Below are 25,089 nucleotides of genomic sequence, written 5' to 3' on the forward strand. Positions count from 1 at the left end.
AGGCGTGAGATGAACAACGCCTCGACCAATGGTAATTTACCCACAATATCTTCTAATTGGAGTGACTTTAACAGTCAAATTTATAATGCCAATACCTTGTTAGACTTAGTCAACAATAAAGGTCGCGTCATTTTAAATGATAATGATGAGGACGTTACAGACCATTTGGTAATTACCTCAAAATTCATTCGTGGTATGAGTCAGGGATATATTGGCTTGTTGTATGACAAAGGGTATATTGTTGACGAAAATACAGACCCAGCAATACTTGAGTTTTCAACTTATGAAGAAATGATTAACTCTGGGCTAGAAGACTTGCAAGATGTTTTGAACAATACACCAAGTAACTATGAATTAAGATTGTACGAAGGTTACAACATAAACAGAGATGATTTTATCAAATTGGTAAATACATATATGGCAAAATTCATCATGGGGAAAGCACGAACTTCAGCAGAAACTGTAGATTATAACAAAGCATTGACACACATTAATAATGGTATAACAGCAGATTTTAATCCTCCTGCAAAACAAAATATACTATTTAATGATGGGCAAGATTGGATGTGTTATACGCTTTCTGGCGGAGCGGGCTATATTCCAGTTGATCAAAAAATCCCATACTTGTCCGCCAATGATCCTGTTACACAACCAGCAGACTACCCAACGGACACTACTGTTTTGGGGCAGGCAACGTCTAGCGATCCTAGATTTGCTCAGTATTTTGGATATACCACAAATTTTGGTTATTTAAATGCAGCTAGAGGCAGAGAATTGTTTTCTAATTACTTTCACAAACGTTTTAAAACAGCAAACAACAGAAATGTAGATGGATATTCAACCAATATTTTTAGTCTTGCAGAGTTGCAGTATTTAAAAGCAGAGGCACAATACAAATCAGGAGATTTTGCTGGAGCTGCAACTACATTAAATAGTTCTCCAAGATATACAGTAGGAAATATTACAACTTTAGCAAATGATGCTGAAATTAAAAAAGCACTACTTTATGAGTATGCAATTGAACTGCATTTAAATGGAAGTTTGGGTAATAATTATTTCTTTATGAGAAGAAATGATCTTTTGCAAAAAGGAACACCAACAAATTTCCCTGTTCCAGCTAGTGAACTAGAAATAACAGGAGATATGACTTACACCTTTGGTGGTGAAGCTAATGCTGGTCAGGATGGAACAGCAAGTGGCACAAACTCATGGAAAACACTATAAAAAAATCTAGATTTTTTAATTTCAAAAGAGTATGTCTTTATTTTGGCATGCTCTTTCTAGGTGCTATTTTATTAGTAACTTATTTAGGATGTGAAAAAGACATTCAGCATACAGAATCAGAATACTCTATCGAATATGACCCAATACATCTGGATAAAATAACCCCTGATTCTTGGTTAGAAATTGATGGTGTAAAAATTTGTCACGACTATAAATTTCAATTAAATAAAGAATGCTGTAATTTTACTGTTCCTTCTTTTAAATTCATAGAATTTGAAATTGAGGGAAAACAACAAATTTCATACATGAACAAGATTGATTTTAGTATGCAATTGTATGAAAAAATTTTTAAAAATAGTAAATACTATGTTGTAACGAATGCAAACCTTATCTACAATGTTGGGATAATTAATTTTAAAAGAAAAGACAAGAAAGCTATCAACATAAGATTCAGTCAAGATTATCCATTAATAATTAGGTAGATGAAAAAATCACAAAAAACCACCCACGGGTGGTTTTTTTATTTATCACAAGATAAAGGAATACCTAAATCATTGGTTTTTAGTGTTTAAAAATAGATTTTAACTGAAAATATCATTTAAGGATTTATAATTAAATCGGCACATTAGTTATCAATACTAGTGTTCGAGTAAAAATAATAAATTAAATGTTTAAATAAACTTCTTTTTTTTTGAACAAAAGTTGGTTTTTTGAGTTTTTATCATCACATTTGTGAGGACTAATTCAAATAATTAACAAAAATGAAAACAAAGTTTAGTGTAATGCTGACGCTATTGTTAGCGTTGGTGGTGCAAATATCTTTTGCACAAAACAAAAATGTTTCAGGGACTGTTTCAGATGACAATGGGCTACCTCTTCCAGGTGCTACTGTTGTTATAAAAGGAACATCAACTGGAGTTTCAACTGATTTTGATGGAAATTATTCTATAACTGCAAGTGTAGGCGACGTTCTTGTCTTTAGCTACGTAGGATACTCCAATCAATCTATAACTGTTGGAGCTAGTAATACGGTTAATGCATCAATGGTGCCAGATAATGCTCTTGAAGAGGTTATTATCGAAGCATATTCAAACAATGCTATTAGCAAGGAAAAATCAGTTTCAGCCATTACAACTCTAACAGCTGAGTCCGTTGAGTCTAGACCAAATGCTTCTGTTGTTCAAATGCTTCAGGGACAAGTACCGGGTTTAAATATCGGTACAGGTTCTGGTCAGCCAGGGGCTAATAGTTTGATAATATTAAGAGGTGTAGGGTCAATTAATGGTAACATAGAGCCTTTATTCATAGTTGATGGTGTTCCAGTTGACGAAGATAACTTCAGGAGTATTAACAACGCTGATGTTGCAACTATTTCTATATTGAAAGATGCTTCTGCCTCTTCTCTTTATGGTAGTAGAGGAGCAAATGGAGCGATTGTAATAACTACCAAAAAAGGAAAGTACAATTCAAATCTTACTGTTAACTACAAATCTCAATTTGGTTTTTCACAGCTTCCAGAGCAAAATTTTGATGTGATGAATTCCCGTCAAAAATTAGAACTTGACCGTTCTAGAAACCAAGGTCTTGGAAATGGTCTCTCAGACCAGGCAATAGCTGCTATAGCCGACCAAGTAAACACAGATTGGTCAGATGTATTCTTTAGAAATGGTACAACTAATTCTCATAACATAAGTATTTCTTCTGGATCTGAAAAAACCAACTCATACTCTTCCTTTAATTATTTCGAGCAAGAAGGGGTAACTAGAAGAAGTAGCTTACAAAGGTTCTCATTCAGAAACAATTTTAATGGTAAGAGTGAAAATGATAAATTTAATTATTCATCATCGATAACTGCAAATTATAGCACTAGTGATTTTATTCAAAACGAAGGTACTGGTAACTTATCGAATCCATTTTTGGTTCCTTACGTAGCTTTACCATACTATTCACAATACAATCCAGATGGAACATTGAATATTACTGGTTCTGGTGAAGATAGTTTTGCAAACACTCCTTACACTTCTTTAAACAATACTATCCTTAATACAAATTTACAAGAAGAAGTTAAATTTATTGGGAATGTTAGAGCTAATTATGAGTTTGCTGAAAATCTCACAGCTGGCATGTCTTTTGGTTTGGATTATACCCAAATCACAGGTAAGTTTATTGAAGACCCTCAAAGTATATATGGTCAATCAGCTGTTGCCTCAGGTGATGCAGAATATCAAGGAAATCATTTTGAGCAATTTTTTAGAGACATTCGATTCAATAACATTGTCAGCTTAAATTACAACAATGTGATTGATGACAAACACACTATAGACGTAACTGCATACTTAGAATACAGTAAATCTCACTCTAACTCATTCTCTCTAGACCAATATGGTTTGAACCCTAAACTTGTTGGTAACGGTGCTTCATTTATTCCTGGAGACACTTATGAAGACTTGAACGAGGATGGTGTTATTGACGGTGCAGCAGAATTTCCATACATTCCTTCAGTAGCTTCTAGTGAAGTTGAAGTTGGATTGTTCTCATATTTTGGAGTTTTAAAATATGACTACGATGGCCGATATGGTCTTCAAGCGTCATGGAGACGTGATGCGTCTTCAAGGTTTTCTAACTCTAATAAATGGGCGACTTTTTACTCAGTATCGGGTAGATGGAATATTCACAAAGAAGACTTCATGCAAAACAACACTTTCTTTGACAACCTTAAGCTAAGAGCCTCTTATGGTACATCCGGTAATGATCGTATCACAGGTGGTTACTATGGTGGAACAACGAATACTTACAACTTATATGGTCAAGGAACAGGATACAACAATACTGTAGCCTATTATGCCTCTTCAATTGCAAATGATGATTTGAAGTGGGAAACAAACAAACAAACAAATATTGGTATTGACTTCTCAATTCTAAACCGCAAACTAAGTGGTAGTATTGATGTTTATGATAAAACTACGGAAGATTTATTTCAATCATTCCCTGTTTCTAGTATCAATGGAACAAATTCTATTCAAGCCAACATAGGTTCATTGAACAATAGGGGAGCTGAACTTTCATTAAACTGGCAAGCAATTAATAGTGGAGATTTTTCTGTCTCTATTTTTGCAAATGGATCATACAACAAAAACGAAATCACAAAATTACCAAATGGAGAAAATGTTGATAATGGCGGTAGAACCATTTTAGCTGAGGGGCAGCCAATTGGGTCCTTCTTCGCTGTAAGATGGGCTGGTGTAAACCCTGCTAATGGTCAAAACCTATATTATGACGTTGATGGGAATGTTACAGATGTTTACTCAGAAGATGATAGAGTTTTTATTGACAAAGCAATATATCCTACCTATCAAGGTGGTTTTGGTTTCAATAGTACTTGGAAGAATTTCACATTAGACACTCAGTTTTCTTTTGTTGCTGATATATACAGAAACAACGGAAGTTTAGGGGTAATTGAAGATCCTACTCTAACAAGTCTATCAAACTCATCTACAAGCCTTCTTGATGCTTGGCAACAACCTGGTGATGTAACATACATACCTGCTTTATCTACCGAGTCAATAAGAAACAGATTAACTGATAGATATATTGAAGATGCATCCTTTTTAAGATTGAGAAATATTACTCTTGGATACAACCTAGGCAATCTCCTCAAAGAAGGATCACCGATAAGTAAAATGAAAGTTTTTGTACAAGCAGAAAATCTTATAACGTGGAGTAAATGGAGAGGCTGGGATCCTGAATCAAGTTTTAGATCAGGCGATTTTTTCGACTATCCAACTTCAAAAATATTCACAATAGGACTTGATGTTAATTTTTAAAAAAATGACGATGAAAAAAATAAATAATTTAATATTAGTATGTGGTTTAATCTTCATTGGATTTTCTTGTGAAGATGCTACAGACATATTTCCAGAAGGAAATTTAACAAGTGATGTTACTTTCGAAACTCTAGATGATTTACAGTTGGGTTTGAATGGAGCATACGCTAGATACAGTCCTGAAGACGATATATTAATCAATTCAGTTTTTACAGACAATTGTAAACCAGGTTATGACAACGGTGGTCAGGAAATTAATTTTTATAACTGGGCACTTACTGCTGGTGATGGAAATACAACTAGCCTCTGGAATAGTAATTATAGATTAATAAACCAGTGTAATAGAGTTTTAGAAGCTTCTGATTTAATTACAGCAAGCGGAGAAGCAGAACAAACTGAACTCAACAATATTAAGGGTCAGTTACTTACACTCCGCGCTATTGGACATTTAACTTTAGCTTCCTATTTCACTACTGATTACTTAGACGGAGATGCTCTATCTATTATTATCTCAGATCGTGTTCCTGGAACTTCAGAAACACTTCCAAGAAATACAAACTCAGAAGTATACAGTTTTATCGCTAATGATTTAAATACAGCTAGCACTTTACTTTCTGATCAGTCTGATAATAAGTATGTTTCCCAAGATTTAGTTACTGGATTAAAAGCAAGATTAGCATTACTACAAAACGATTCTAGTGCTTTAACTCATGCTCAAACATTAATTGATGCTTATCCTCTTGCAGGTCAATTGCAATATTTAAGTATGTTTCTTGACACAGATAACACTGAGGTTATTTTCAAGGCCGCAAGAACATCTGGATTAGTTGGTGGTTTATGGTATTTTACAAACTCTGCAGGCCCGTTTATTGAGGCTTCCAACAGTCTTCATGATGCTCATAATCCAGCTGATATCAGGTTGTTTGCTAACATTAACTTCAACACGAACAACGGAGGACCGAGTGAACCTGAAAATAACATTCACCTAATCAATAAATACCCAGGAAATGCATCTCCATTCTTGAGTGATATAAAGGCTATGAGAGTTTCTGAAATGTATCTAATTAAAGCAGAGGCTCAAGTCAATGCTAATAATTTAGACGGAGCGGCAGCAACCTTGAAAGTGTTAAGAGATGCTCGTTTAGGAACTAGTACAAGTCTTGATTCTTATATTTCTCAAACTCAGGCATACGATGCAGTGTTAAAAGAAAGAAGGCTCGAATTAGCTTTTGAAGGTCATAGATATTTGGACATTAAAAGATTTAAAGATAGATTGAATACTGGAATTAACAGAGATGATTTGGATTGTGTTTCTGGTGGAAACTGTGTAATGCTTCCTAGTGACCACAGACTTACTCTTCCAATTCCACAAGTTGAATTAAATGCAAATCCTTCAATTGTTCAAAATCCGGGATATGCCAACTAATAGAAAAACTAATATTATGAAAAAGATAACTTTATTATTATTGACTATAATAGCGTTTTCCTGTGGTGAACATGAAAATGTTATTTATGATCCAAATACAAGTACAACATTTGCAACTTTCGATGCTACTTCAACAGCAATGGAAGTGTATTTAGGTGATGAACCATTATCAGATACTATTGATGTAAGTGTTAGTACACTATCTAGTGAAGATAGAACAGTTGTATTAGCTGTTAACGAAGAATTATCAACAGCAGCAGTTGAATCTTATAATGTTGACTTGCAGGTTATAATTCCTGCTAATGAATATTTTGGAACTGCTAATATAACAGCGCTGACTGATGAACTAACCCTATGTTCAACTGCAACAGTTGTACTGAATATTGTATCTGTTAGTGATGGTGGAGACTTTAGTGCTGCAGCACACTCAGTTGGTATGACCAAAAACGAAAACCCTCTTCCAGACGATTTTGCAATAGGTGATTACACACTTACCTTCAATGGTGGTGGTATAGGAGCTACAGCAAATGCCGGTGTATGGGGCGATGGTACCGTAGTTGAAGTTACAGCAGGTTCATCAAACTCAGAAAGAGTATTTAGTGTTAAATGCTACCCTTCATTTGGATTTAGTAATCCAAATGCAGACTTCTCAATTGACTTAGTTTGTGGTAATTCTATATTCAATGGAGCTATCAACAATACTTTTACAGGTGTAGGGTGTGGTTCTTCAATTGTACTTGGTCCAACTTCGGTAAATGGGTCATATAACGGAACAGATGATTCAACCTTTACTTTAGTATTTGCTGAGGACGTCGGTGGCGCATCTTGTGGAGGTGAAGGAATTACATCGTATACATTTACTAAAAATTAAAACTCAAGGAAATGAAAAAAATAAATAAATATCTAGTATTGTTTTTATCTGTGGCTTTTTTAGTTGCATGTAATGACGATGACAACAACGGTCTGGGTGAGGAAAATCCAGAAAATGGTTGGTTACAGTTTGACGGAACAGATCCATCAGTAACATTGCTGAGCAACGATTTATTGACAGAAGAGACTTCCACTATAAAGATCCCTTTTAGATTTACTGCACCAATAAACAAATCAGAAATTGTTTTGGATTTCACTACTGCAGATGTACAAGGAAGTTCAAGTGATGTTATTTTAAATGGCTCAGGAAGCTCAATCATAGCTGCCAATACTTTGGATGGAATTATAACGCTTAACATTGATTTGGCCAGTCTGGAACTAAACATAGCTAATACATACATTTTTGATGTGGTAATGCAATCAAATAATAGAAATGTAGGTATGGGTATTGCTCCAGATTTTTCATCCACATATAGAGTAACTATCAAGACATGTGACCTTATAGACATGTCAGGTACATACAGCGTGACTACGACCTATGGATACCATGATTTTTTACCTGATAACAATCCCATAACAAAAGAGGTTGATATCACAGCCCTTGGTGACGGAAGTTTTTCGGTAGCTGATTTTTCAGGTGGATTATGGCCAGATGTCTACTCCCTTGTATATTCAATGGGGGATGGATATTTTCCTTTAATTTTTACTGAAGTCTGTGGTGAAGTCATGTGGTCTGGTCAAACTGAAATCTATGGTGATGTTTTGATGCAATCAGAAACTCTTGGAGACAATAGCCCAAATAATGTTGACCCAGATACTGGTGTCATTACAATATCTTGGTATTGTAATGGCTATGGTGAATATGGTACATCAATTTATACACCGTTATAAAATATCAAATCAAATAAGAAAGTTGGGGCTGTTTTATAGACAGCCCTAACTATTTAAATAGATCCCAATATGAAAAACACAGCTCTTTTTATATTCGTGTTTAGCTTTCTCGTAGCGACTTCTCAAACCTTAGAAGAACAAAAGGAAATTACTAAAAATTATAATCTTGAGGCTTTAGATAAATTAGAAACGAGATTGATTACAGAAAACGAAGAGATTAAAGAAGAAATAAATACGTTTCTTAAAAAAAACAAAACAGTTAAAAAAATAATAAAATCAGGAAATAAGAACTACTACATAGCTAAAATTATTGATGGTAAGCCAATGTACATTACGACTGACAATGTAAATAGCGCCAAAGCTACGAGAACAAATTTCCTACACAATGGTGGGGGGCTGGGTTTAAACTTAGAAGGTCAGAACATGAATATTGGAATATGGGACAAGGGAATTGCACGAGTCACACATTTTGAATTTAGAGAAAGTGACACCTCATCTACTTCAAGGGTACAAAATGGGGATGGTGCTGCTGGTTATGATAGCCACGGTACACATGTTGCTGGCACTATGATTGGTAGAGGGTACCAGAGTGGAAGAAAAGGAATGGCACCTCAAGCTGGTTTAATTTCATATGATTGGAATAATGACAATACAGAAGTACTAAATCAAGCAAGATTTGGAGGTTTGTTAATTTCTAACCACTCTTATGGATTTCCTGTAAGAGACCCTGATAATAATGCCCAAAATGCTCCATCATGGCTTATGGGTTGTTACGATACAGATGCTGCTAATTGGGATGGTATTGCCTATTTAGCACCCTACTATCTCCAAGTCGTGTCAGCTGGGAATGATGGAGAGTCAACATACTCAGGAGGATTAGCAGGCGGTTTTGATAAATTAACAGCTGAAAAAAATGCGAAAAATAATTTAGTTGTGGCAAATGCTAATAACCCATTTATAATTAATGGTAATGTACTTAGTCTTGCAATTAATCAAAGTAGTAGCCAAGGACCGTCTGACGATGGAAGGATAAAACCAGATATTACAGGTGATGGAACAGATGTAACTTCAGCTGAGAGTGGTAACGATTTGGCTTATGGAGTGAAAACAGGCACTTCGATGGCTGCTCCAAATGTTTCCGGATCATTGTTATTACTGCAACAATACTACAACGAAATTAATAATGAATTTATGAAATCGGCGACCCTCAAAGGTCTTGTTTGTCATACCGCTAGTGACGATGGTTCAAGAGTTGGGCCAGATCCAATTTTTGGATGGGGTTTATTGAATTCAAAGTTTGCAGCAGAGACTATTTTGGCCGCTTCACAAGGCGGTGCACATATTTCTGAGCGTACACTTTCAGATGGCGGAACTTTTTCAACAACAATGGAGGTTGTATCAGGTGAACCTCTGAGTGCAACTATATGTTGGACAGACCCTGCAGGAACAGCTCGTGACGGGTCAAGCAATAGCCCATTAGCTGCTTTAGTCAACGATTTAGATTTAAGATTAACAGGGCCAAGTGGTGGTACAACTTATTTTCCATGGAAACTAGATCTAAATAATATTTCTGGTTCTGCAATTACAGGTGATAACTTAGTGGATAATGTTGAAAAAATTGATATTGAAGATCCGACACCGGGCATCTATACACTAACGGTGTCACACAAAGGAACTCTTACTGACGATGCTCAAGATTTTTCACTTATAGTTACAGGATCAAATTTAACTCTAGGAACAGCTGATATAGAAATATCTACGGTTCATATATGGCCAAATCCAGCGCTAACAGAAATTAATTTTAAATTTCCAGCTTCGGAAAAAACTACACAATTAATGCTCTACGATTTAAGAGGAAGAGTAGTTTACGAAGATGAGATTTCTAAAAGTAATGGTACCATTAGAGGTCAAATTGATACGTCGGCCTTCGCCAGAGGTGTTTATATTTTGAAAATAAACCAAGGAAACACATCAACACAGAAAAAAGTAGTACTGAAATAAAACTTCAGGTTGAAATAAAAAAAGCGGGCAATGCCCGCTTTTTTATTATAGAATAACAACTGAATTAAATTGTATTTTTACAGCATGCAAAAAGAAACAAGTCTGTACGGGTTACGCGCTATTTTAGAAGCCATTGAAGCCAACAAATCTATTGATAAAGTGTTTTTACAAAAAGGGCTTAGAGGTGAGTTGTTTTCTCAATTAGAACATAGTGTTAGAAAAAGAGGGATCAATTGCAGCTATGTGCCTATAGAAAAACTCAACAGGCTTACACCAAACAACCACCAAGGTGCTGTGGCACATATTGCCCCTATTGCGTTTTATGAATTAGATGCGTTAGTTTCCGCAGTAAAAGAAACAAAAGAAAATCCTTTATTTTTAATTCTCGATCAGTTGAGTGACGTACGCAACTTTGGCGCCATTATTCGTACTGCAGAATGTACTGGAGTCGATGGTATCATTGTACAAAAAAGTGGAAGCGCCCCAATCAATGGCGATACCATAAAAACAAGTGCTGGAGCGGTATTTAACATACCTATATGTAAAGTAGATCATATCAAAGATGCTATTTTTTACTTTCAAGCCTCTGAAATTAAAGTAATTGCAGCCACAGAAAAAACAGATCAAACACTTTATGAAGTAGATTTTAAAGCAGCAACCGCCATCGTTATGGGCTCTGAAGGTAAAGGGGTCTCCCCTTCTGTTCTTAAGCTAGTTGATAACAAAGCCAAATTACCAATGTATGGCAGTATCGCCTCATTGAATGTGTCTGTAGCTTGTGGCGCTTTTCTTTACGAAGTGGTGCGCCAACGTCACTCCTCCTCTTTGAAAGAATAGTGTATTTGAGGATTTGAATCCTTCTCAAATTTTGATGATTCAATAAAATTACCATCTTCATCAAATTGCTGTAAAAAAGGATCCTCAGAAGCATCAAAATCGGCTTCTTCCCAAGCATATTTAATGGGTTTAGCAATGGAAGATTTAAATCTAAGAGAAAACAAAATACCAACTACAAATCCCGAAAAATGACCTTCCCAAGACATTTTTTCCTTGACAGGAAAAATGTACCATATCATTCCACCATAAAGAAAAACAACAACTAACGAAAGGGCAATCAATCGGTAATGCTTTGAAAGTAATCCTTTAAACAAAAGAAAACTCAACAATACATAAATAAGTCCACTCGCACCAATGTGGTAAGCTGAGCTACCAATACACCAAGTCATAAATCCAGAAAGCAGAATCCCTCCTACTACAATTTTCCAGGCAACGGGCCTGTAGAAATAAAACAAAGCCATAGAAAGAACTAATAAAGGAATACTATTGTGGTATACATGGTCCAAAGAACCATGAACAAAAGGGCTAAAAATAACGCCAATTAACCCCTCTAATTTACGAGGATAAATTCCCAACTCGCTGAGATGAAGACCAAATCGAAAATCGGCCCAAAAAACGAGCCAAACAAGCAGGACAAAAAAAAGCGGGTAACCCAGAACGCCAGTCGTAAATCGAAAAGATGAAGCTGTTTTCATAGACATAAAAATACGAAACTTGAAATTACTTAAAAAAAAGGTTTAATTTGTGGTATGAATACGCCACTTGCCGAACGTTTACGTCCAACTACATTATCAGACTATATAAGTCAGCAACATTTGGTAGGACCACAAGGTGCGCTTACACAAGGGTTGAAACAGGGTTTGATCCCTTCCATGATATTATGGGGACCACCAGGCATAGGGAAAACTACACTAGCTACCATTATAGCCAAGACATCTGATCGGCCGTTTTACACCTTGAGTGCTATAAATTCTGGTGTTAAAGACGTGCGTGAAGTTATTGAAAAAGCCAAACAAAGCGGTGGCCTTTTCACTACTAAAAACCCTATTCTTTTTATTGATGAAATTCACCGCTTCAGTAAATCACAACAAGATTCGCTGCTGCAAGCTGTGGAAAAAGGGTGGGTAACACTCATTGGAGCAACCACAGAAAACCCAAGCTTTGAAGTCATCTCTGCCCTATTGTCTCGCTGTCAAGTGTATACTTTAAACCCTTTTGAGAAAAAAGATTTAGAAGACTTATTACAACGTGCAATTACCACCGACGAAGTTTTGCAGTCAATACAAATAAAGCTAAAAGAAACCGAGGCGCTCATTCGCCTTTCTGGTGGAGACGCTCGAAAATTACTCAATATTTTTGAACTTATTATCAATTCGGAGTCATCGGAAAAAATTATAATCACCAATAAACTTGTAACTGAGAAGGTACAAAACGATGTTGCCTTGTACGACAAGAGTGGAGATCAGCACTACGATATTATTTCGGCCTTCATAAAATCCATTCGAGGTAGCGATCCCAATGCAGCGGTATATTGGCTTGCTCGAATGTTATCTGGTGGCGAGGATGTGAAATTTATTGCAAGACGGTTATTGATTTTGGCCAGCGAGGATATTGGAAATGCTAACCCCACAGCATTGGTTATGGCCAATTCTACAATGCAAGCAGTCGCTAGTATTGGTATGCCTGAAGCCAGAATCGTAATCAGTCAATGTGCAACCTATCTGGCTTGTTCTCCAAAAAGTAATGCGGCCTACCAGGCCATAAATTCCGCTATGGAAACCGTAAAAAATACGGGGGACCTAAGTGTGCCTTTGGACCTTCGAAATGCACCCACAAAGCTTATGAAAACGCTAGGCTACGGTGAGGAATACAAATACGCTCATAACTATGATGAAAATTTTGTTGCTCAAGAATTTTTACCCCAAACCATAAAGAATACCACATTTTATACCCCTGGTGATAATGCTAGAGAACAAGCCCAAAAAGACTTTCTAAAACAACGCTGGAAGGATAAATACAATTATTAATACACCAACTAAAAAAGAGGTTCAATAACTATTTTTGAGTCAGAAACATACTCGCGAACCCAACGATTCCCTCGCTGGTATGCAATACCAGATTTATTATCTATAATAAAAACTCCATCATATATTGTAGCATGAAGTGTGTATAAAACCTTATTAGAAACAACATCTAGAACCTTAAAGCCATAGTTAGTAGCCTTAACTAGAATCGTATTTTTTTCGTCTTGTGAAACAACAACTTTCGGAGTTTGAGGAGCTTTTGGCGCTGGTGGTGGTACGGATGTTACTACAGCAGCAGAGGATACAACAGGAGCTTCGGGCACAGGGGGCACTTTGTTGGGTGCTGACACTTCCACAGAAGCAGGTGCCTTGGCAGATAATGTTGGACTTGTATCTTTAGCAACAACTGAAGATTGACGGGCTTCATAGCGGTATTCCAGAGCAGCTACAGATTCAAAGGCAGAGCGTAAAGCTTCGTGATAGGCTTTCTGAAAATCTTTTTGTTTGGAAGTTCCTATTTCCGACTTGTAAATAATTTCACTTCGGCAGTTTCTAAACTGAACCTCAAGTTTTGTTTTTAAAAATCCTTTTAGTTTTTCAACTGAGACATCCAGCAATAAACAGCGGTCTTCTGAAAGATCTTTCGGATAACTATTTAACCTGTCCAGTACCGTAAAACCGCTTTTATTAAGTAAGAATTTTGTTAAAGAGTTAAGCTGATACTGATCTGCTGTTTTTAAAAAATCAAAACGATCTGAAACCGAAACATACTTGTAATTATTGATGTCACTTTGCGCAAAGGTGAAGTTTTGAAAAGCAATCAATAAGCAAAAAACTATGAGTGAGTTATTTTTCATGGGTATTTATTTTATGTTGAAGATACTTATTTTTTTAAAATTACAGAAAATGCTTGAGCTCCAAAAGCTGATCGATAGACTGTATAGCTTTTGGAATAATCTCCTTATGGTAATTAAAACACAAGGCATCTATACCGAAATCTATAGCCCCTAAAATATCTGCCTCCAAGTTATCGCCAATCATAAGGCTATGTTCAGGCAAGGCCTTAGCCTGTTTAAGTGCATGCTTAAAAATTTTAGGATTAGGTTTTTTTACTCCGACCATTTCTGAATTGGTAACAGTCTCAAAATAATGTGCAATTCCAGATTTATTTAATTTTCCGTTTTGTACCTCTTTAAAACCATTGGTTATGATATGCAAGCTGTATTTTGGATATAAATAATCTAAAACAGCGATGGCCCCATCAAACAAATGATTGTACCTAGATAGGTGAATTATATAATCATCAGAAAGTTTATAGATTATTCGGGTGCTGATTTGAGTATTAAGTGCGTCAAATGTATCTTTAAGTCGTGCATACCGCAGACGATCTTTATCAATTTTATCCTCCCTATATAACTTCCAATACGCCAAGTTTATTGGCATATAAACCTCTAAAAAAGTATTTAAATTCACTTCAATACTGTTGATTTTAAAAATGTATTCAAAAGTCAATGCAGAGTTTTTATCAAAATCCCAAAGAGTGTGGTCGAGATCAAAAAATAAGTGTTTTTTATGCTGATACATCTTTATTTGAATCTAAAATAATGTTAAACAAGGTTTTAAAATCGGACCATCTATCCCACCCGCTGAAGGTATAGTTATGAAACACAGGAGTAAAAACTCCATTCACATTTTTTACCTGCTGGATAATTTTAAGAAGGGTTTCTTTCTTGTCTAAAAAAGAGTTGTATTTAAGCAGTGAGAAATCCATCAATTGATAAGGGTGAATCATCAGGGGGGTCTGAACTTCAAAATCCAAGTCGTAGAACAAAAATGGGGTACACGTTCCCGCTCTAAATCCTATAGTACCTGGATAACCCATTGAAAAATCTGTTTCTATTTCCAAATCCACATAGTTTCGATAGGTAGTCGGTAGATTGACCTTAGAAAATGAGGCTCTAGCCTTACGCGAATTTGAGTTTATAACTGCATCTAGTCGACGTTTTTCTTGTTTTAATTTATCAAAATCATCAAGAGCTAAAAAAGAAGTTTTGAGCCCAACATGACAGTAATCTCTGATAGATTTTATCTGTGCAACAAATTCTTTTTTATTTAGATTGATGCCCTTATCGTAAGTAGAATAATCGCCTACAAGAAAGAAAACATCAAACTTTTGCTTGGATTTCTTTTGTCGATTTATGATCCAATTGAACGTATTGAAAGGGTCTTTTTTAAGCCCAAATAACACCAAAAAGCGCTCATAAAAAAGTTTAAATCTAAAATGATATAGGTCAGAAAGAAATCCTCCTACAGAACGCAAAAGTCCTTTGTTTTTAAAAAAATAGGCCATTGGCACGTCTATAATTGGATGAATTCTATACGCTTTAGCTTTAAAAGTGAAATCCGGAAAATGAACTTCTAGTTCAGATTTAAATTTGTAGGCCCAAATATCAACAACTGGCTGGTCTAAAAATTGATGTTGGTATGCTAAACTATAGGCTTTAGTAAACCGCCCAAATTCGTCTTTGACATGTGGTAAATACTCCTCATAGCGACTCAGTAGATAAAATGAAGCCGAGAAAATATCGAATGGTAAATGACTTTTTTCTCCGACATAAAAAAAACATTTAGAGTCCCCCCAATTTTGAACATTAATTTCAATATCTGACAGACCTTGCTCAAAAAGTAATCCATTACTTTTAATAAAAAATTCAGAGCCCAATGGCTGTGGCCCATAGGACATTTTTAACCCAGAATGTGCAATAAAAACCTCGATTGTTGTTGTAAAATCGATTGGAATACCTAAAATACGTGTGCATATTTGTTTAAATACAAACTTTAGTCTACTGGTTATTTTTGGTGTATAAATGAGTAGCATTAGAGCAAATTTTCATCGGCAAAACTAAAATAGGTTTTTTCTGTGACAATAAGGTGGTCTAATACTTTAATATCTAAAGTTTTAGCTGCAGTTTTTAGTGTATTTGTAAGCCTTAGGTCAAAAGTACTAGGTTCTATTTTTCCGGAAGGATGATTATGGATTAAAATCAGCGCTACAGCGCCAACTTCAAGTGCTCTTTTAAACAGTAAACGTTTGTCGACTAGTGCCGCTGTAATTCCACCCTTACTCAATTGACTTTTAGAAATTAGCCTGTGGGCATTATTGAGATAAAGCACCCAAAATTCTTCGTGGTCTAAAGTACCCAAGATAGGCTGCATAAGCTCAAAAACAGACGTACTCGAAGCCATTTCTGCTTGGTCCTCGACTGACGTAGATTTGTATCTACGGCCAAGTTCCATTGTTGCCATTATCTTAATGGCCTTAGCCTCTCCTATTCCTTTGTAATTGGTAAGTTGAGCTAATGTACATTTACCTAACTTATTTAAGTTATTTCGAACACCAGATAATAGAATTTTAGATAAACCAACAGCACTAATCTGTTGTGTCCCAGATCCAATGACAATCGCTAATAGCTCTGCATCGCTTAAAAAACGAGCGCCTTTGTCTCTTAATTTTTCTCGTGGTTGATCGGCTTGTGACCATTGATTAATGGGTAATGAATATTGGGGCATAGTATTAAATGTGTTGTAGGTAAATAAATTAGATAATCATTTGGCCCAATGTATCAAAGTTCAAACCCCCATAATTTCCCGAACTCATCAGCAATAGGGCTGTGTCTGTGTAATTTTGAGCCTTTAAAAATTCCTGGAATTGCCTAGGATCTGTATAGACAGTCAAATTATTGTGTTGAAAAGCATGTGCTATTTGCTCCTCACTTATGGGTTTCATTTTTTTGATTTTTAATGCGCTTGGCGAAAAAAACACCACAGCCTCATCAGCCATAGCTAAAGTTTGATCATATTCAGATAGAAAACTCTCATTCAGACTGCTGAAGGTATGCAATTCTAGACAAGCAAGAAGACGCCGTTTTGGGTATTGATTTTTAACAGCACTTGTAGTGGCTTTTACTTTACTCGGTGCGTGAGCAAAATCTTTATAAACAACACAAGACGATTGCTCAGCTATTTTTTCTAATCGTTTATTAGCGCCTTTAAATGAAGCAATAGCCTCATAAAAATCATCCTCGTCAACACCCATATGCTGACAAATCCATTTGGCACCAGCTAAATTATTAAGATTATGCTTTCCGAAAATCTCTAAAGGCATAGGCCCCTCAGGGGTTTCCAAGTAGGTTACCCCATTTTCTATAGTGTAATGAGGTGTTTTGTAGGGAAATTTCCGAATGGGGTTAGGGCTTTTTTCAACAACCTCTTTAACATAACAATCTTCTGAATTATAAGAAATACTACCCCCCTCGACTATGCTGTCTGTGAAAATAGAAAACTGCTCTTTATAATCTTCAAAAGTCGGAAATACATTAATATGGTCCCAAGCAATCCCACTTAATAAAGCTATATTAGGTTTATAATGGTGGAATTTTGGTTTCAAATCGATAGGTGAACTTAAATACTCATCGCCCTCCAAGACAATAAAGTCATTGTGATGCGTTAGCTTAACCATGACGTCAAAGCCTTCTAATTGTGCTCCAACCATATAATCGACCTCCTTACCATGGTAGTCCAATACGTGAAGAATCATTGCTGTAATTGTAGTTTTACCATGGCTTCCGCCTATTACTACACGTGTTTTTTGTTGGGCTTGTTCAAAAATAAATTCAGGATAAGAATAAATATTTAACGCCAACTCTTGGGCTCTCAACAACTCCGGATTATCGGCTTTTGCATGCATGCCCAAAATAATTGCGTCTAGGGAAGAATTTATTCGATCTGGATCCCACCCGATTTCTTGGGGCAATAAACCATAGCGGTCTAACCTAGATTTTGAAGGTTCAAAGATAACATCATCACTGCCCGTGACATGTATGCCTTTCAAATGTAGGGCAAGTGCTAAATTGTGCATTGCTGCGCCGCCAATGGCGATAAAATGAACATTCATAAAAAATTATTTAACGTAAATATACGCAGAGTAACTAAAATTTTAATCAGGCAAAGTCATTAAAATACGCTTTTTTGCATTTTTGGCTAAATCAAAATCTGAATTCAATTCTAAGGCGTGGTTTAAATGAGTCAAAGCTCCTTGAGTATTGTCCTGAATTAAACATAGGTTCGCCAATTGAAAATACGCTAATTCAAGTGGTACTGTATCAGCTGAACTAAAATCAGAAATATATTTTTCAAATAAAAATGCTGCAGTGTTCAGTTCCATTTTCTCGGACAAATAGGCTAAAGCCAAATAGTAACGAAGGTCATTGCTGTTTATTTTACAATGTTCTGAATGGTGTTTTGAATTTAAACATGAAAAATCTTGTCTTAGCTTAATCCCTTTTTTCATATACTCTCGAGCAAGACTATGATCATCCATCTGCTCATAAATATAAACTTTAGCAAAATAGCCATCGAGTTTAGAAATTGATTGTAGCTCCTCAGCATATGCTATTGCTTTATCATAACTACCCCCTAAAAATCCAGGTAATTGTACATACAACTGCACTTGTGCCCAACGTACTGCCCAATGATACGGATCTAGCTTGGCAGCAGTAGTGAATGATTTTTTTGTCTGATTAATCAGACCTAAGGCCTTGAACTTTGAGCTCTCTTTTGCCATTTTACCAAGTACGCCACCGTATTTATAATGATAGTTAGCCTCATCTGGTTTTACACGGATTAGTTTTTCATAACACTTTGAAGCGCGATTCCATTCAGAGATTCGTCCGTAGGCATCACCAAGTTGTTCTATTGCTTCCAAATGATTTGGATAAAGGACGGTAAACTGCTCTAACTTCTCTACTAGTGATTTATAGTCCTTGACTTTCCACAATGCATTGAAATCTTTAGGAATAGATTGACCAAAAAGGAAAGGCTGGAAGCAAAAGACAAGAAAAAAACAGACTCTTTTCATTAGTTTTAACATCTATATTGTAAGTCATCAAAGTAAGTCTAAAGACAGTCTTTAAGTATTAAGCTGTTTCCAAAGAAGGTCTTTTAGATTCATGATACCAGTTTGTGCCGCAGATGATATAAACAAGTACTCAACAGGCATTTGTTTATCAAGAATTTGTTTGAGCTCCGCTCTTAATTCATCATCCAATAAATCACTTTTAGAAATAGCTACGATGCGTTCTTTATCTAGCATTTCTGGATTGTAGCGTCTCAACTCATCCAACAAAATATCGTACTGATTTTTTATATCATCAGCATCAGCTGGAATCAAAAATAAGAGAATTGAATTGCGTTCGATATGCCGTAAAAAATAATGACCCAAGCCCTTACCCTCTGCAGCACCTTCTATAATTCCTGGAATATCAGCCATTACAAAAGACTGGAAGTCTCGATACTCCACAATACCCAAATTCGGCTTTAAGGTTGTAAATTCATAATCCGCAATTTTAGGTTTTGCTGAAGTTACAACAGACAATAATGTGGATTTCCCAACATTGGGAAAACCAACGAGTCCAACATCGGCAAGAATTTTTAATTCTATTGTAACATATTTTTCAATAGAAGGCATTCCAGGTTGTGCATATCTCGGGGTTTGATTGGTTGACGATTTGAAGTGCCAATTCCCGCGCCCTCCTTTACCACCTTCACACAAAATAACTTCTTCGTCGTGCGCAGTGATTTCAAATAAAATTGTATTGGATTCTGTTTCGCGGACAACACTGCCAAGAGGTACATCAATATAAACATCAACGCCGTCGGCCCCAGTACTTCGGCTCTTACTACCATGTTCGCCGTGGCCTGCTCTTAAATGTTTTTTAAATTTTAGATGGTGTAATGTCCAAAGGTTTTCGTTTCCTCGAATGATCACATGTCCTCCTCGACCACCATCACCTCCATCCGGTCCGCCCTTTGTGATGTATTTTTCGCGATGTAGGTGTACCGAGCCCTTTCCACCATTTCCGGAGGAAGCATATAATTTTATGTAATCAACAAAATTACCTTCAGTCATCTTTTTATCTATTTACAGCGCATCGATTATGGCGTTTAAACGCGCAGTAATTGCATCAATAGCTCCAACCCCGTCAACCCCGTAATATTTGTCTTTTTGTTCATAAAAAGATTTTAAAACAGCGGTTTCATCATAGTATATTTTAATACGGTTCCGCACTATTTCTTCTGAGGAGTCATCAGCACGACCGCTAGTTTCACCTCGCTTAAGAAGTCGATTCACTAAGACTTCGTCGTCTACTTCCAATGCAATCATCGCATTGACCTCAGTATTATAATTTTTTAAAATATCATCTAATGCCTCGGCTTGAAATGTGTTTCGTGGAAATCCATCAAAAATAAACCCATTAGCCTGCGGGTTTTTGGCCACTTGGTCCGCTAACATATCTATTGTGACTTGATCTGGAACAAGATCACCTTTATCCATAAATGATTTGGCCAATATTCCTAAATCAGTTTGATTTTTAATATTGTAACGAAAGACATCTCCTGTGGATATGTGCACCAGATCATAGCTGTCTTTTAAGAAGTTGGCTTGAGTACCTTTTCCTGCACCCGGGGGGCCAAATAATACAATGTTTTTCATGTTGATTTCAGCTAAGGTTGTAAAAGTTTAAAGAAAATGTTTTAATATCAAATCAAGATTTGGTCACAAAGATAATTAAATACAGAGGTTAAAAAGTGTTTTGCTGAAGGATTTTGATGCAAGATTCCATTTTTAAGTGTATTTTTGCGCTAGAATTCAATCTTTAGCAATTAGGCAAATATGCACTTGTTCTCTTCTCAACATAAAGTCGGTATTTTAGGCGGTGGACAACTTGGGAAAATGCTGCTCTATACCACAAGGAAATTTGACATTCAAACCTATGTGCTTGATCCAAATCCTGAAGCGCCATCAAAAATAGCCTGTGATGCGTTCTTTGTAGGTGATCTTATGGATTACGAAACTGTTTTTGAATTCGGAAAAAAAGTAGATACACTAACTATTGAAATTGAAAATGTAAACGTCTCAGCACTGAGAGCATTGGAGAATGAAGGTGTAAACGTTTATCCAGCAGCTGATACTTTGGCCATAATCCAAAATAAAGCAAAACAAAAACTATTTTATAGTGAACATGGTTTACCTACTGCATCATTTACACGTTATACAAACTCAGAAGAACTCACTACCGCTATTGAAAATGAAGCACAAACCCTTCCCTTCGTTTGGAAAAGTGCGCAATTTGGATATGATGGTAAGGGAGTCAAGGTTATTCGAACTCTTTCGGACATGAAAGCGCTTCCTGACGTTGAATGCATTGCTGAAGACTTAGTCCCTTTCAAAAAAGAACTTGCTGTAACGGTTGCCAGATCACCTCAAGGAGAAATCCGCGCTTACCCTGTAGTTGAAATGGAATTTCACCCTGAAGCCAACCAAGTAGAATATGTATTATGTCCGGCACGAATTTCTAATGCCATAGAAAAAAAAGCTGAGCGTGTCGCCCTGAACACAGCAGCAGCTTTTAAGCATGTAGGGCTGTTAGCTGTTGAGCTGTTTCTAACTCAAGACGATAACATACTTATCAATGAAGTCGCGCCGAGACCTCATAATTCTGGACATCAAACTATTGAAGCTAGCTACACTTCGCAGTTTGAACAGCACATACGTGCTGTATTGAATTTACCCTTAGGTGAAACCCGAAATAAAGTGAGTGGTGTTATGGTCAACTTAGTTGGAGCAGAGGGGTACAACGGAGCTGTTGTTTATCAAAACATAGAAAAAATTTTAGAATTAGAGGGTGTAACCCCACATATTTATGGCAAAAAAGAAACACGCCCATTTCGAAAAATGGGACACGTCACAATTGTACATTCAGAAATTGACAAGGCACGTGAAATAGCACAACAAGTAAAAGAAACTATAAAAGTAATAAGTAAATAATATGGCACAAGTAGGAATCATTATGGGTAGTGACAGCGATATGCCTGTCATGAAAGAAGCAATCGAAATTCTTGAAAGTTTCGATATTGGTATTGAAGTTGATATTGTTTCTGCCCACCGTACCCCTGAAAAATTATTTGAATACGGCAAAACAGCACACAAACGCGGTCTAAAAGTAATTATAGCTGGTGCTGGTGGTGCTGCGCATCTTCCAGGTATGATTGCAGCCATAAGCCCGTTACCTGTAATTGGTGTGCCAGTAAAGTCCAGCAACTCCATCGATGGATGGGACTCTATTTTATCGATTTTACAAATGCCAGGTGGCGTCCCCGTGGCAACTGTTGCCTTAAATGGCGCAAAAAATGCAGGGATTCTAGCTGCACAAATTATAGGTTCAAATGATCAATGTGTTTTAGACAAAATTCAAGTTTATAAAGATGGATTAAAACTAAAAGTCGAAAATGCCTCTAAAAATTTAAACTCTTAATTCGAGCCGAACCCCCTAATGAATATTCTAAATCAGCGCTTTGACAGTCCTTATGGTACTGCACCGTTTTCTAAGATTAAAACAGCAGATTTTATTGATGCCTTTAAAACTGCAATTACAAAATCTAAAGCACAAATAAATGCCATTTGTAACAACTTAGAAGCCCCTTCATTTCAAAATACAATTGAAGCTCTTGAATTTTCAGCTCTCGAATTGGAACGGATATCGAGTATATTCTTTAACCTCAATGCAGCCGAAACCAATGGAGATATTCAGCAAATAGCACAGCAAATCTCACCCATACTGGCAGAATTTTCTAATGATGTAGCCCTCAACGAGGTTTTATTTAGCAAAATTAAAAGCATTTTTGAACAAAAAGATAGTTTGACCCTAACCCAAGAACAAGCTCAGCTACTGGGAAAGAAATATAAAAGCTTCTCACGAAACGGAGCCTTACTGAATACTAAAGACAAAGAACATCTGCGCGAAATTGATAAAGCTTTAAGCAAATTAAAACTGACATTCGGCGAGCATTTACTCGCAGAAACAAATAACTTTGAACTGCATATCCTTGAGGAATCAAAACTTGAAGGTTTGCCCGACGATGAAAAAGAGGCAGCAAAATTGAGGGCTATTCAAAAAGAAAAAAAAGGATGGATTATTAGCTTGGATTATCCTAGCTATGTTCCCTTTATGAAGTATGCAAAAAATAGGGAATTACGCAGAAGACTAGCTCTTGCTTTTGGTAGAAAGGGCTTTCAAAACAATGAATTAGACAACCAAAAAATTGTTTTAGAAATTGCTAAACTTCGTTTTCAAAGAGCCAATCTTTTGGGCTACAAAACTCATGCAGATTATATACTAGAAGAACGCATGGCCAAAACACCCCAAACAGTAAAGTTATTTCTTTCTGATTTGCTTGAAAAAGCAAGGCCATTTGCACAAAAAGAATTTGAGAATTTAAGTCAATTTGCACAAAAAATTGACGGCTTAAAAACACTTCAAAAATGGGATAATGCATACTACTCCGAACAACTAAAAAAACAACAATTTGATATTGACGATGCGCAACTTAAACCCTATTTTAAGTTAGAAAACGTGATTGACGGGGCTTTTCAAATTGCTGAAAAACTTTTTGGTCTACAATTTGAAGAAGTACAAAATATCGACACCTACCACCAAGATGTTAAAACATACAGAGTAGTTGACGATTCTTCAAATCTTGTGGCTGTTTTTTATGCTGATTTTTTTCCAAGACAAGGGAAACGTAGTGGTGCATGGATGACTTCGTTCAAGCCCCAATACAAATTGAATGGACATAACGAAAGACCACATGTATCGATCGTTTGTAATTTTACAAAGCCCACACAAACAAAACCGTCTTTACTTACATTTAATGAAGTAACAACACTTTTTCATGAATTTGGTCATGCGCTTCATGGAATGCTGGCGGACACGACCTACCCCAGTCTATCGGGGACCAGCGTTGCTTGGGATTTTGTTGAACTTCCTAGCCAATTAATGGAAAATTGGTGTTTTGAAAAGGAAGCATTGAATTTGTTTGCCAAACACTACAAAACGGGTAAACTTATTCCTATTGAATGGATAGAAAAATTAAAAGCAGCAGGAAAATTTCAACAAGGAATACAAACCCTTCGTCAACTGAGTTTTGGACTTCTAGATATGAGTTGGCATGCTCAGGACCCCTCGAACATTAAGGACGTAAAAACTCATGAAAAAGAAATTTTTAGGCGTACACAATTATTTCCAGATGTTGCCGAAAACTGCATGTCTACAGCTTTTGCACATATTTTTCAAGGAGGATATTCTTCAGGGTATTACAGCTATAAATGGGCTGAAGTGTTGGATGCAGATGCATTTGCATTTTTTAAAAGTAATGGGGTTTTCAATACCGAAATTTCAGAGCGTTTAAAAGAGCATATTTTGAGTAAAGGCGGCACTGAAGAACCCCATGTTTTATACAAAAGGTTTAGAGGTGAATCAGCAAGCAATAAGGCGCTCTTAGAACGTGCAGGACTCCTTTAATTTGTCCAAAACAAACCACATAATCCACCAAATAATTGGAAGTGATTCTACCCAAAAAGCCGTAAAATAAACGGAACGATCAGGGCGACTTTTGGTCAAAAATAAAAGTAGAAAAAGCAATGTCAAGCTCGAGGAAATAAACGCTACTGCATTGGTGTTTTGAGAAATAAATACAAACAGTAAAAAAACTCCGAAACAACCTAATATTTTAGTATTGTATAGCCCAATACGTTGAGGGATGGTCGAGAGTTTTAAATCATCAAAATACATATCTCTAATCTCGAACGGCAACATTAAAACAAGTATAAAAATAAAACGTTCCATAATCCAGATATAATGAATATCCGCTAATTCAAGACCATTTTCTAGTTGTGGCAAAAATGAAGTTGTGACTGCCCAGACAAAAGCGATGACATATATTTTAAGGCCAGTGATTCTTCTCAAACTTTTTGAAGAAACACACTTCAAAGGCATCCCGTAAAAAAATGTAATTAATCCCAAAACTAATAAGCTCAACTTAAGGGCATTTTTAATCATAAAAAAATAAAATATAAACCCAATCAAGCAGAGAA

At 36.2% G+C, this 25,089-nt stretch carries 22 protein-coding genes; 12 read left to right on the top strand and 10 right to left on the bottom strand.

The window, feature by feature from the left end:
* Positions 1-9: 9 nt before the first annotated feature.
* From FORMA_RS03805 to rlmB, 8 genes are all read left to right on the top strand, one after another.
* On the top strand, positions 10-1,224 hold the full coding sequence (locus FORMA_RS03805; RefSeq protein WP_069674403.1) for a hypothetical protein: 1,215 nt from the start codon (positions 10-12) through the stop codon (positions 1,222-1,224).
* Positions 1,209-1,706 carry a hypothetical protein gene (locus tag FORMA_RS03810; protein ID WP_157506019.1) on the top strand — a complete coding sequence of 166 codons (498 nt, stop codon included), beginning with the start codon at positions 1,209-1,211 and terminating at the stop codon, positions 1,704-1,706. The genes FORMA_RS03805 and FORMA_RS03810 overlap by 16 nt, the downstream gene beginning before the upstream one ends.
* A gap of 279 nt (positions 1,707-1,985) precedes the next feature.
* On the top strand, positions 1,986-5,048 hold the full coding sequence (locus FORMA_RS03815) for a SusC/RagA family TonB-linked outer membrane protein (RefSeq protein ID WP_069674405.1): 3,063 nt from the start codon (positions 1,986-1,988) through the stop codon (positions 5,046-5,048).
* A 10-nt stretch (positions 5,049-5,058) separates the two neighbouring features.
* The gene (locus FORMA_RS03820) at positions 5,059-6,474 is read left to right on the top strand and encodes a RagB/SusD family nutrient uptake outer membrane protein (RefSeq protein ID WP_197500778.1); all 1,416 of its coding nucleotides are present in this window, start codon (positions 5,059-5,061) and stop codon (positions 6,472-6,474) included.
* Positions 6,475-6,490: 16 nt separating this feature from the next.
* Complete coding sequence (locus FORMA_RS03825; RefSeq protein ID WP_157506021.1) at positions 6,491-7,345, top strand: hypothetical protein; 855 nt, start codon at positions 6,491-6,493, stop codon at positions 7,343-7,345.
* Positions 7,346-7,356: 11 nt separating this feature from the next.
* Positions 7,357-8,235: a hypothetical protein gene (locus FORMA_RS03830; RefSeq protein ID WP_069674408.1), complete on the top strand. Its 879-nt coding sequence runs from the start codon at positions 7,357-7,359 to the stop codon at positions 8,233-8,235.
* Between the two features lie 69 nt (positions 8,236-8,304).
* The gene (locus FORMA_RS03835; RefSeq protein ID WP_069674409.1) at positions 8,305-10,236 is read left to right on the top strand and encodes a S8 family serine peptidase; all 1,932 of its coding nucleotides are present in this window, start codon (positions 8,305-8,307) and stop codon (positions 10,234-10,236) included.
* Positions 10,237-10,320: 84 nt separating this feature from the next.
* Complete coding sequence (rlmB, locus tag FORMA_RS03840) at positions 10,321-11,073, top strand: 23S rRNA (guanosine(2251)-2'-O)-methyltransferase RlmB (RefSeq protein ID WP_069674410.1); 753 nt, start codon at positions 10,321-10,323, stop codon at positions 11,071-11,073.
* Here the strand turns inward: rlmB and FORMA_RS03845 are convergent.
* Positions 11,049-11,768, bottom strand: a complete 720-nt coding sequence (locus FORMA_RS03845) for a rhomboid family intramembrane serine protease (protein ID WP_069674411.1) — start codon at positions 11,766-11,768, stop codon at positions 11,049-11,051. The genes rlmB and FORMA_RS03845 overlap by 25 nt on opposite strands.
* Before the next feature lie 54 nt (positions 11,769-11,822).
* Here FORMA_RS03845 and FORMA_RS03850 point away from each other — a divergent pair, with 54 nt between their 5' ends.
* On the top strand, positions 11,823-13,100 hold the full coding sequence (locus FORMA_RS03850; RefSeq protein ID WP_069674412.1) for a replication-associated recombination protein A: 1,278 nt from the start codon (positions 11,823-11,825) through the stop codon (positions 13,098-13,100).
* An 8-nt stretch (positions 13,101-13,108) separates the two neighbouring features.
* Here FORMA_RS03850 and FORMA_RS03855 read toward each other — a convergent pair whose 3' ends face one another.
* From FORMA_RS03855 to FORMA_RS03890, 8 genes are read right to left on the bottom strand one after another with little or no spacing between them, the layout of a single operon-like run.
* Positions 13,109-13,954 (bottom strand): hypothetical protein, encoded by an 846-nt coding sequence (locus FORMA_RS03855; protein WP_157506022.1) that lies wholly within the window; start codon positions 13,952-13,954, stop codon positions 13,109-13,111.
* Between the two features lie 40 nt (positions 13,955-13,994).
* A complete protein-coding gene (locus FORMA_RS03860) occupies positions 13,995-14,681 on the bottom strand; it encodes a YjjG family noncanonical pyrimidine nucleotidase (protein ID WP_069674414.1) in 687 nt (228 codons plus the stop codon).
* The gene (locus tag FORMA_RS03865; RefSeq protein ID WP_069674415.1) at positions 14,668-15,975 is read right to left on the bottom strand and encodes a polysaccharide deacetylase family protein; all 1,308 of its coding nucleotides are present in this window, start codon (positions 15,973-15,975) and stop codon (positions 14,668-14,670) included. The genes FORMA_RS03860 and FORMA_RS03865 overlap by 14 nt, the downstream gene beginning before the upstream one ends.
* Complete coding sequence (gene radC / locus FORMA_RS03870) at positions 15,975-16,667, bottom strand: RadC family protein (protein WP_069674416.1); 693 nt, start codon at positions 16,665-16,667, stop codon at positions 15,975-15,977. The genes FORMA_RS03865 and radC overlap by 1 nt, the downstream gene beginning before the upstream one ends.
* Positions 16,668-16,695: 28 nt before the next feature.
* The gene (locus FORMA_RS03875) at positions 16,696-18,051 is read right to left on the bottom strand and encodes a UDP-N-acetylmuramate--L-alanine ligase (protein WP_069674417.1); all 1,356 of its coding nucleotides are present in this window, start codon (positions 18,049-18,051) and stop codon (positions 16,696-16,698) included.
* A gap of 42 nt (positions 18,052-18,093) precedes the next feature.
* Positions 18,094-19,014, bottom strand: coding sequence for a tetratricopeptide repeat protein (locus FORMA_RS03880; RefSeq protein ID WP_069674418.1), 921 nt, complete (start codon positions 19,012-19,014; stop codon positions 18,094-18,096).
* Between the two features lie 51 nt (positions 19,015-19,065).
* The gene (gene obgE / locus FORMA_RS03885) at positions 19,066-20,064 is read right to left on the bottom strand and encodes a GTPase ObgE (RefSeq protein WP_069674419.1); all 999 of its coding nucleotides are present in this window, start codon (positions 20,062-20,064) and stop codon (positions 19,066-19,068) included.
* A 12-nt stretch (positions 20,065-20,076) separates the two neighbouring features.
* Positions 20,077-20,649: an adenylate kinase gene (locus FORMA_RS03890; protein ID WP_069674420.1), complete on the bottom strand. Its 573-nt coding sequence runs from the start codon at positions 20,647-20,649 to the stop codon at positions 20,077-20,079.
* A 180-nt stretch (positions 20,650-20,829) separates the two neighbouring features.
* On the opposite strand from FORMA_RS03890, the gene FORMA_RS03895 reads away from it, so the two are divergent.
* Genes FORMA_RS03895 through FORMA_RS03905 form a run of 3 tightly spaced genes read left to right on the top strand, consistent with a single transcriptional unit; the run spans position 20,830 to position 24,517 of the window.
* The gene (locus FORMA_RS03895; RefSeq protein WP_069674421.1) at positions 20,830-21,984 is read left to right on the top strand and encodes a 5-(carboxyamino)imidazole ribonucleotide synthase; all 1,155 of its coding nucleotides are present in this window, start codon (positions 20,830-20,832) and stop codon (positions 21,982-21,984) included.
* A gap of 1 nt (position 21,985) precedes the next feature.
* Positions 21,986-22,471 (top strand): 5-(carboxyamino)imidazole ribonucleotide mutase, encoded by a 486-nt coding sequence (gene purE / locus FORMA_RS03900; protein ID WP_069674422.1) that lies wholly within the window; start codon positions 21,986-21,988, stop codon positions 22,469-22,471.
* An 18-nt stretch (positions 22,472-22,489) separates the two neighbouring features.
* Positions 22,490-24,517: a M3 family metallopeptidase gene (locus FORMA_RS03905; RefSeq protein ID WP_069674423.1), complete on the top strand. Its 2,028-nt coding sequence runs from the start codon at positions 22,490-22,492 to the stop codon at positions 24,515-24,517.
* On the opposite strand, the gene FORMA_RS09260 is transcribed toward FORMA_RS03905, so the two are convergent.
* The gene (locus FORMA_RS09260) at positions 24,494-25,033 is read right to left on the bottom strand and encodes a hypothetical protein (RefSeq protein WP_157506023.1); all 540 of its coding nucleotides are present in this window, start codon (positions 25,031-25,033) and stop codon (positions 24,494-24,496) included. The genes FORMA_RS03905 and FORMA_RS09260 overlap by 24 nt on opposite strands.
* Positions 25,034-25,089 lie beyond the last annotated feature (56 nt).

It is taken from the genome of Formosa sp. Hel3_A1_48 (genome assembly GCF_001735715.1).
GTDB lineage: Bacteria > Bacteroidota > Bacteroidia > Flavobacteriales > Flavobacteriaceae > UBA3537.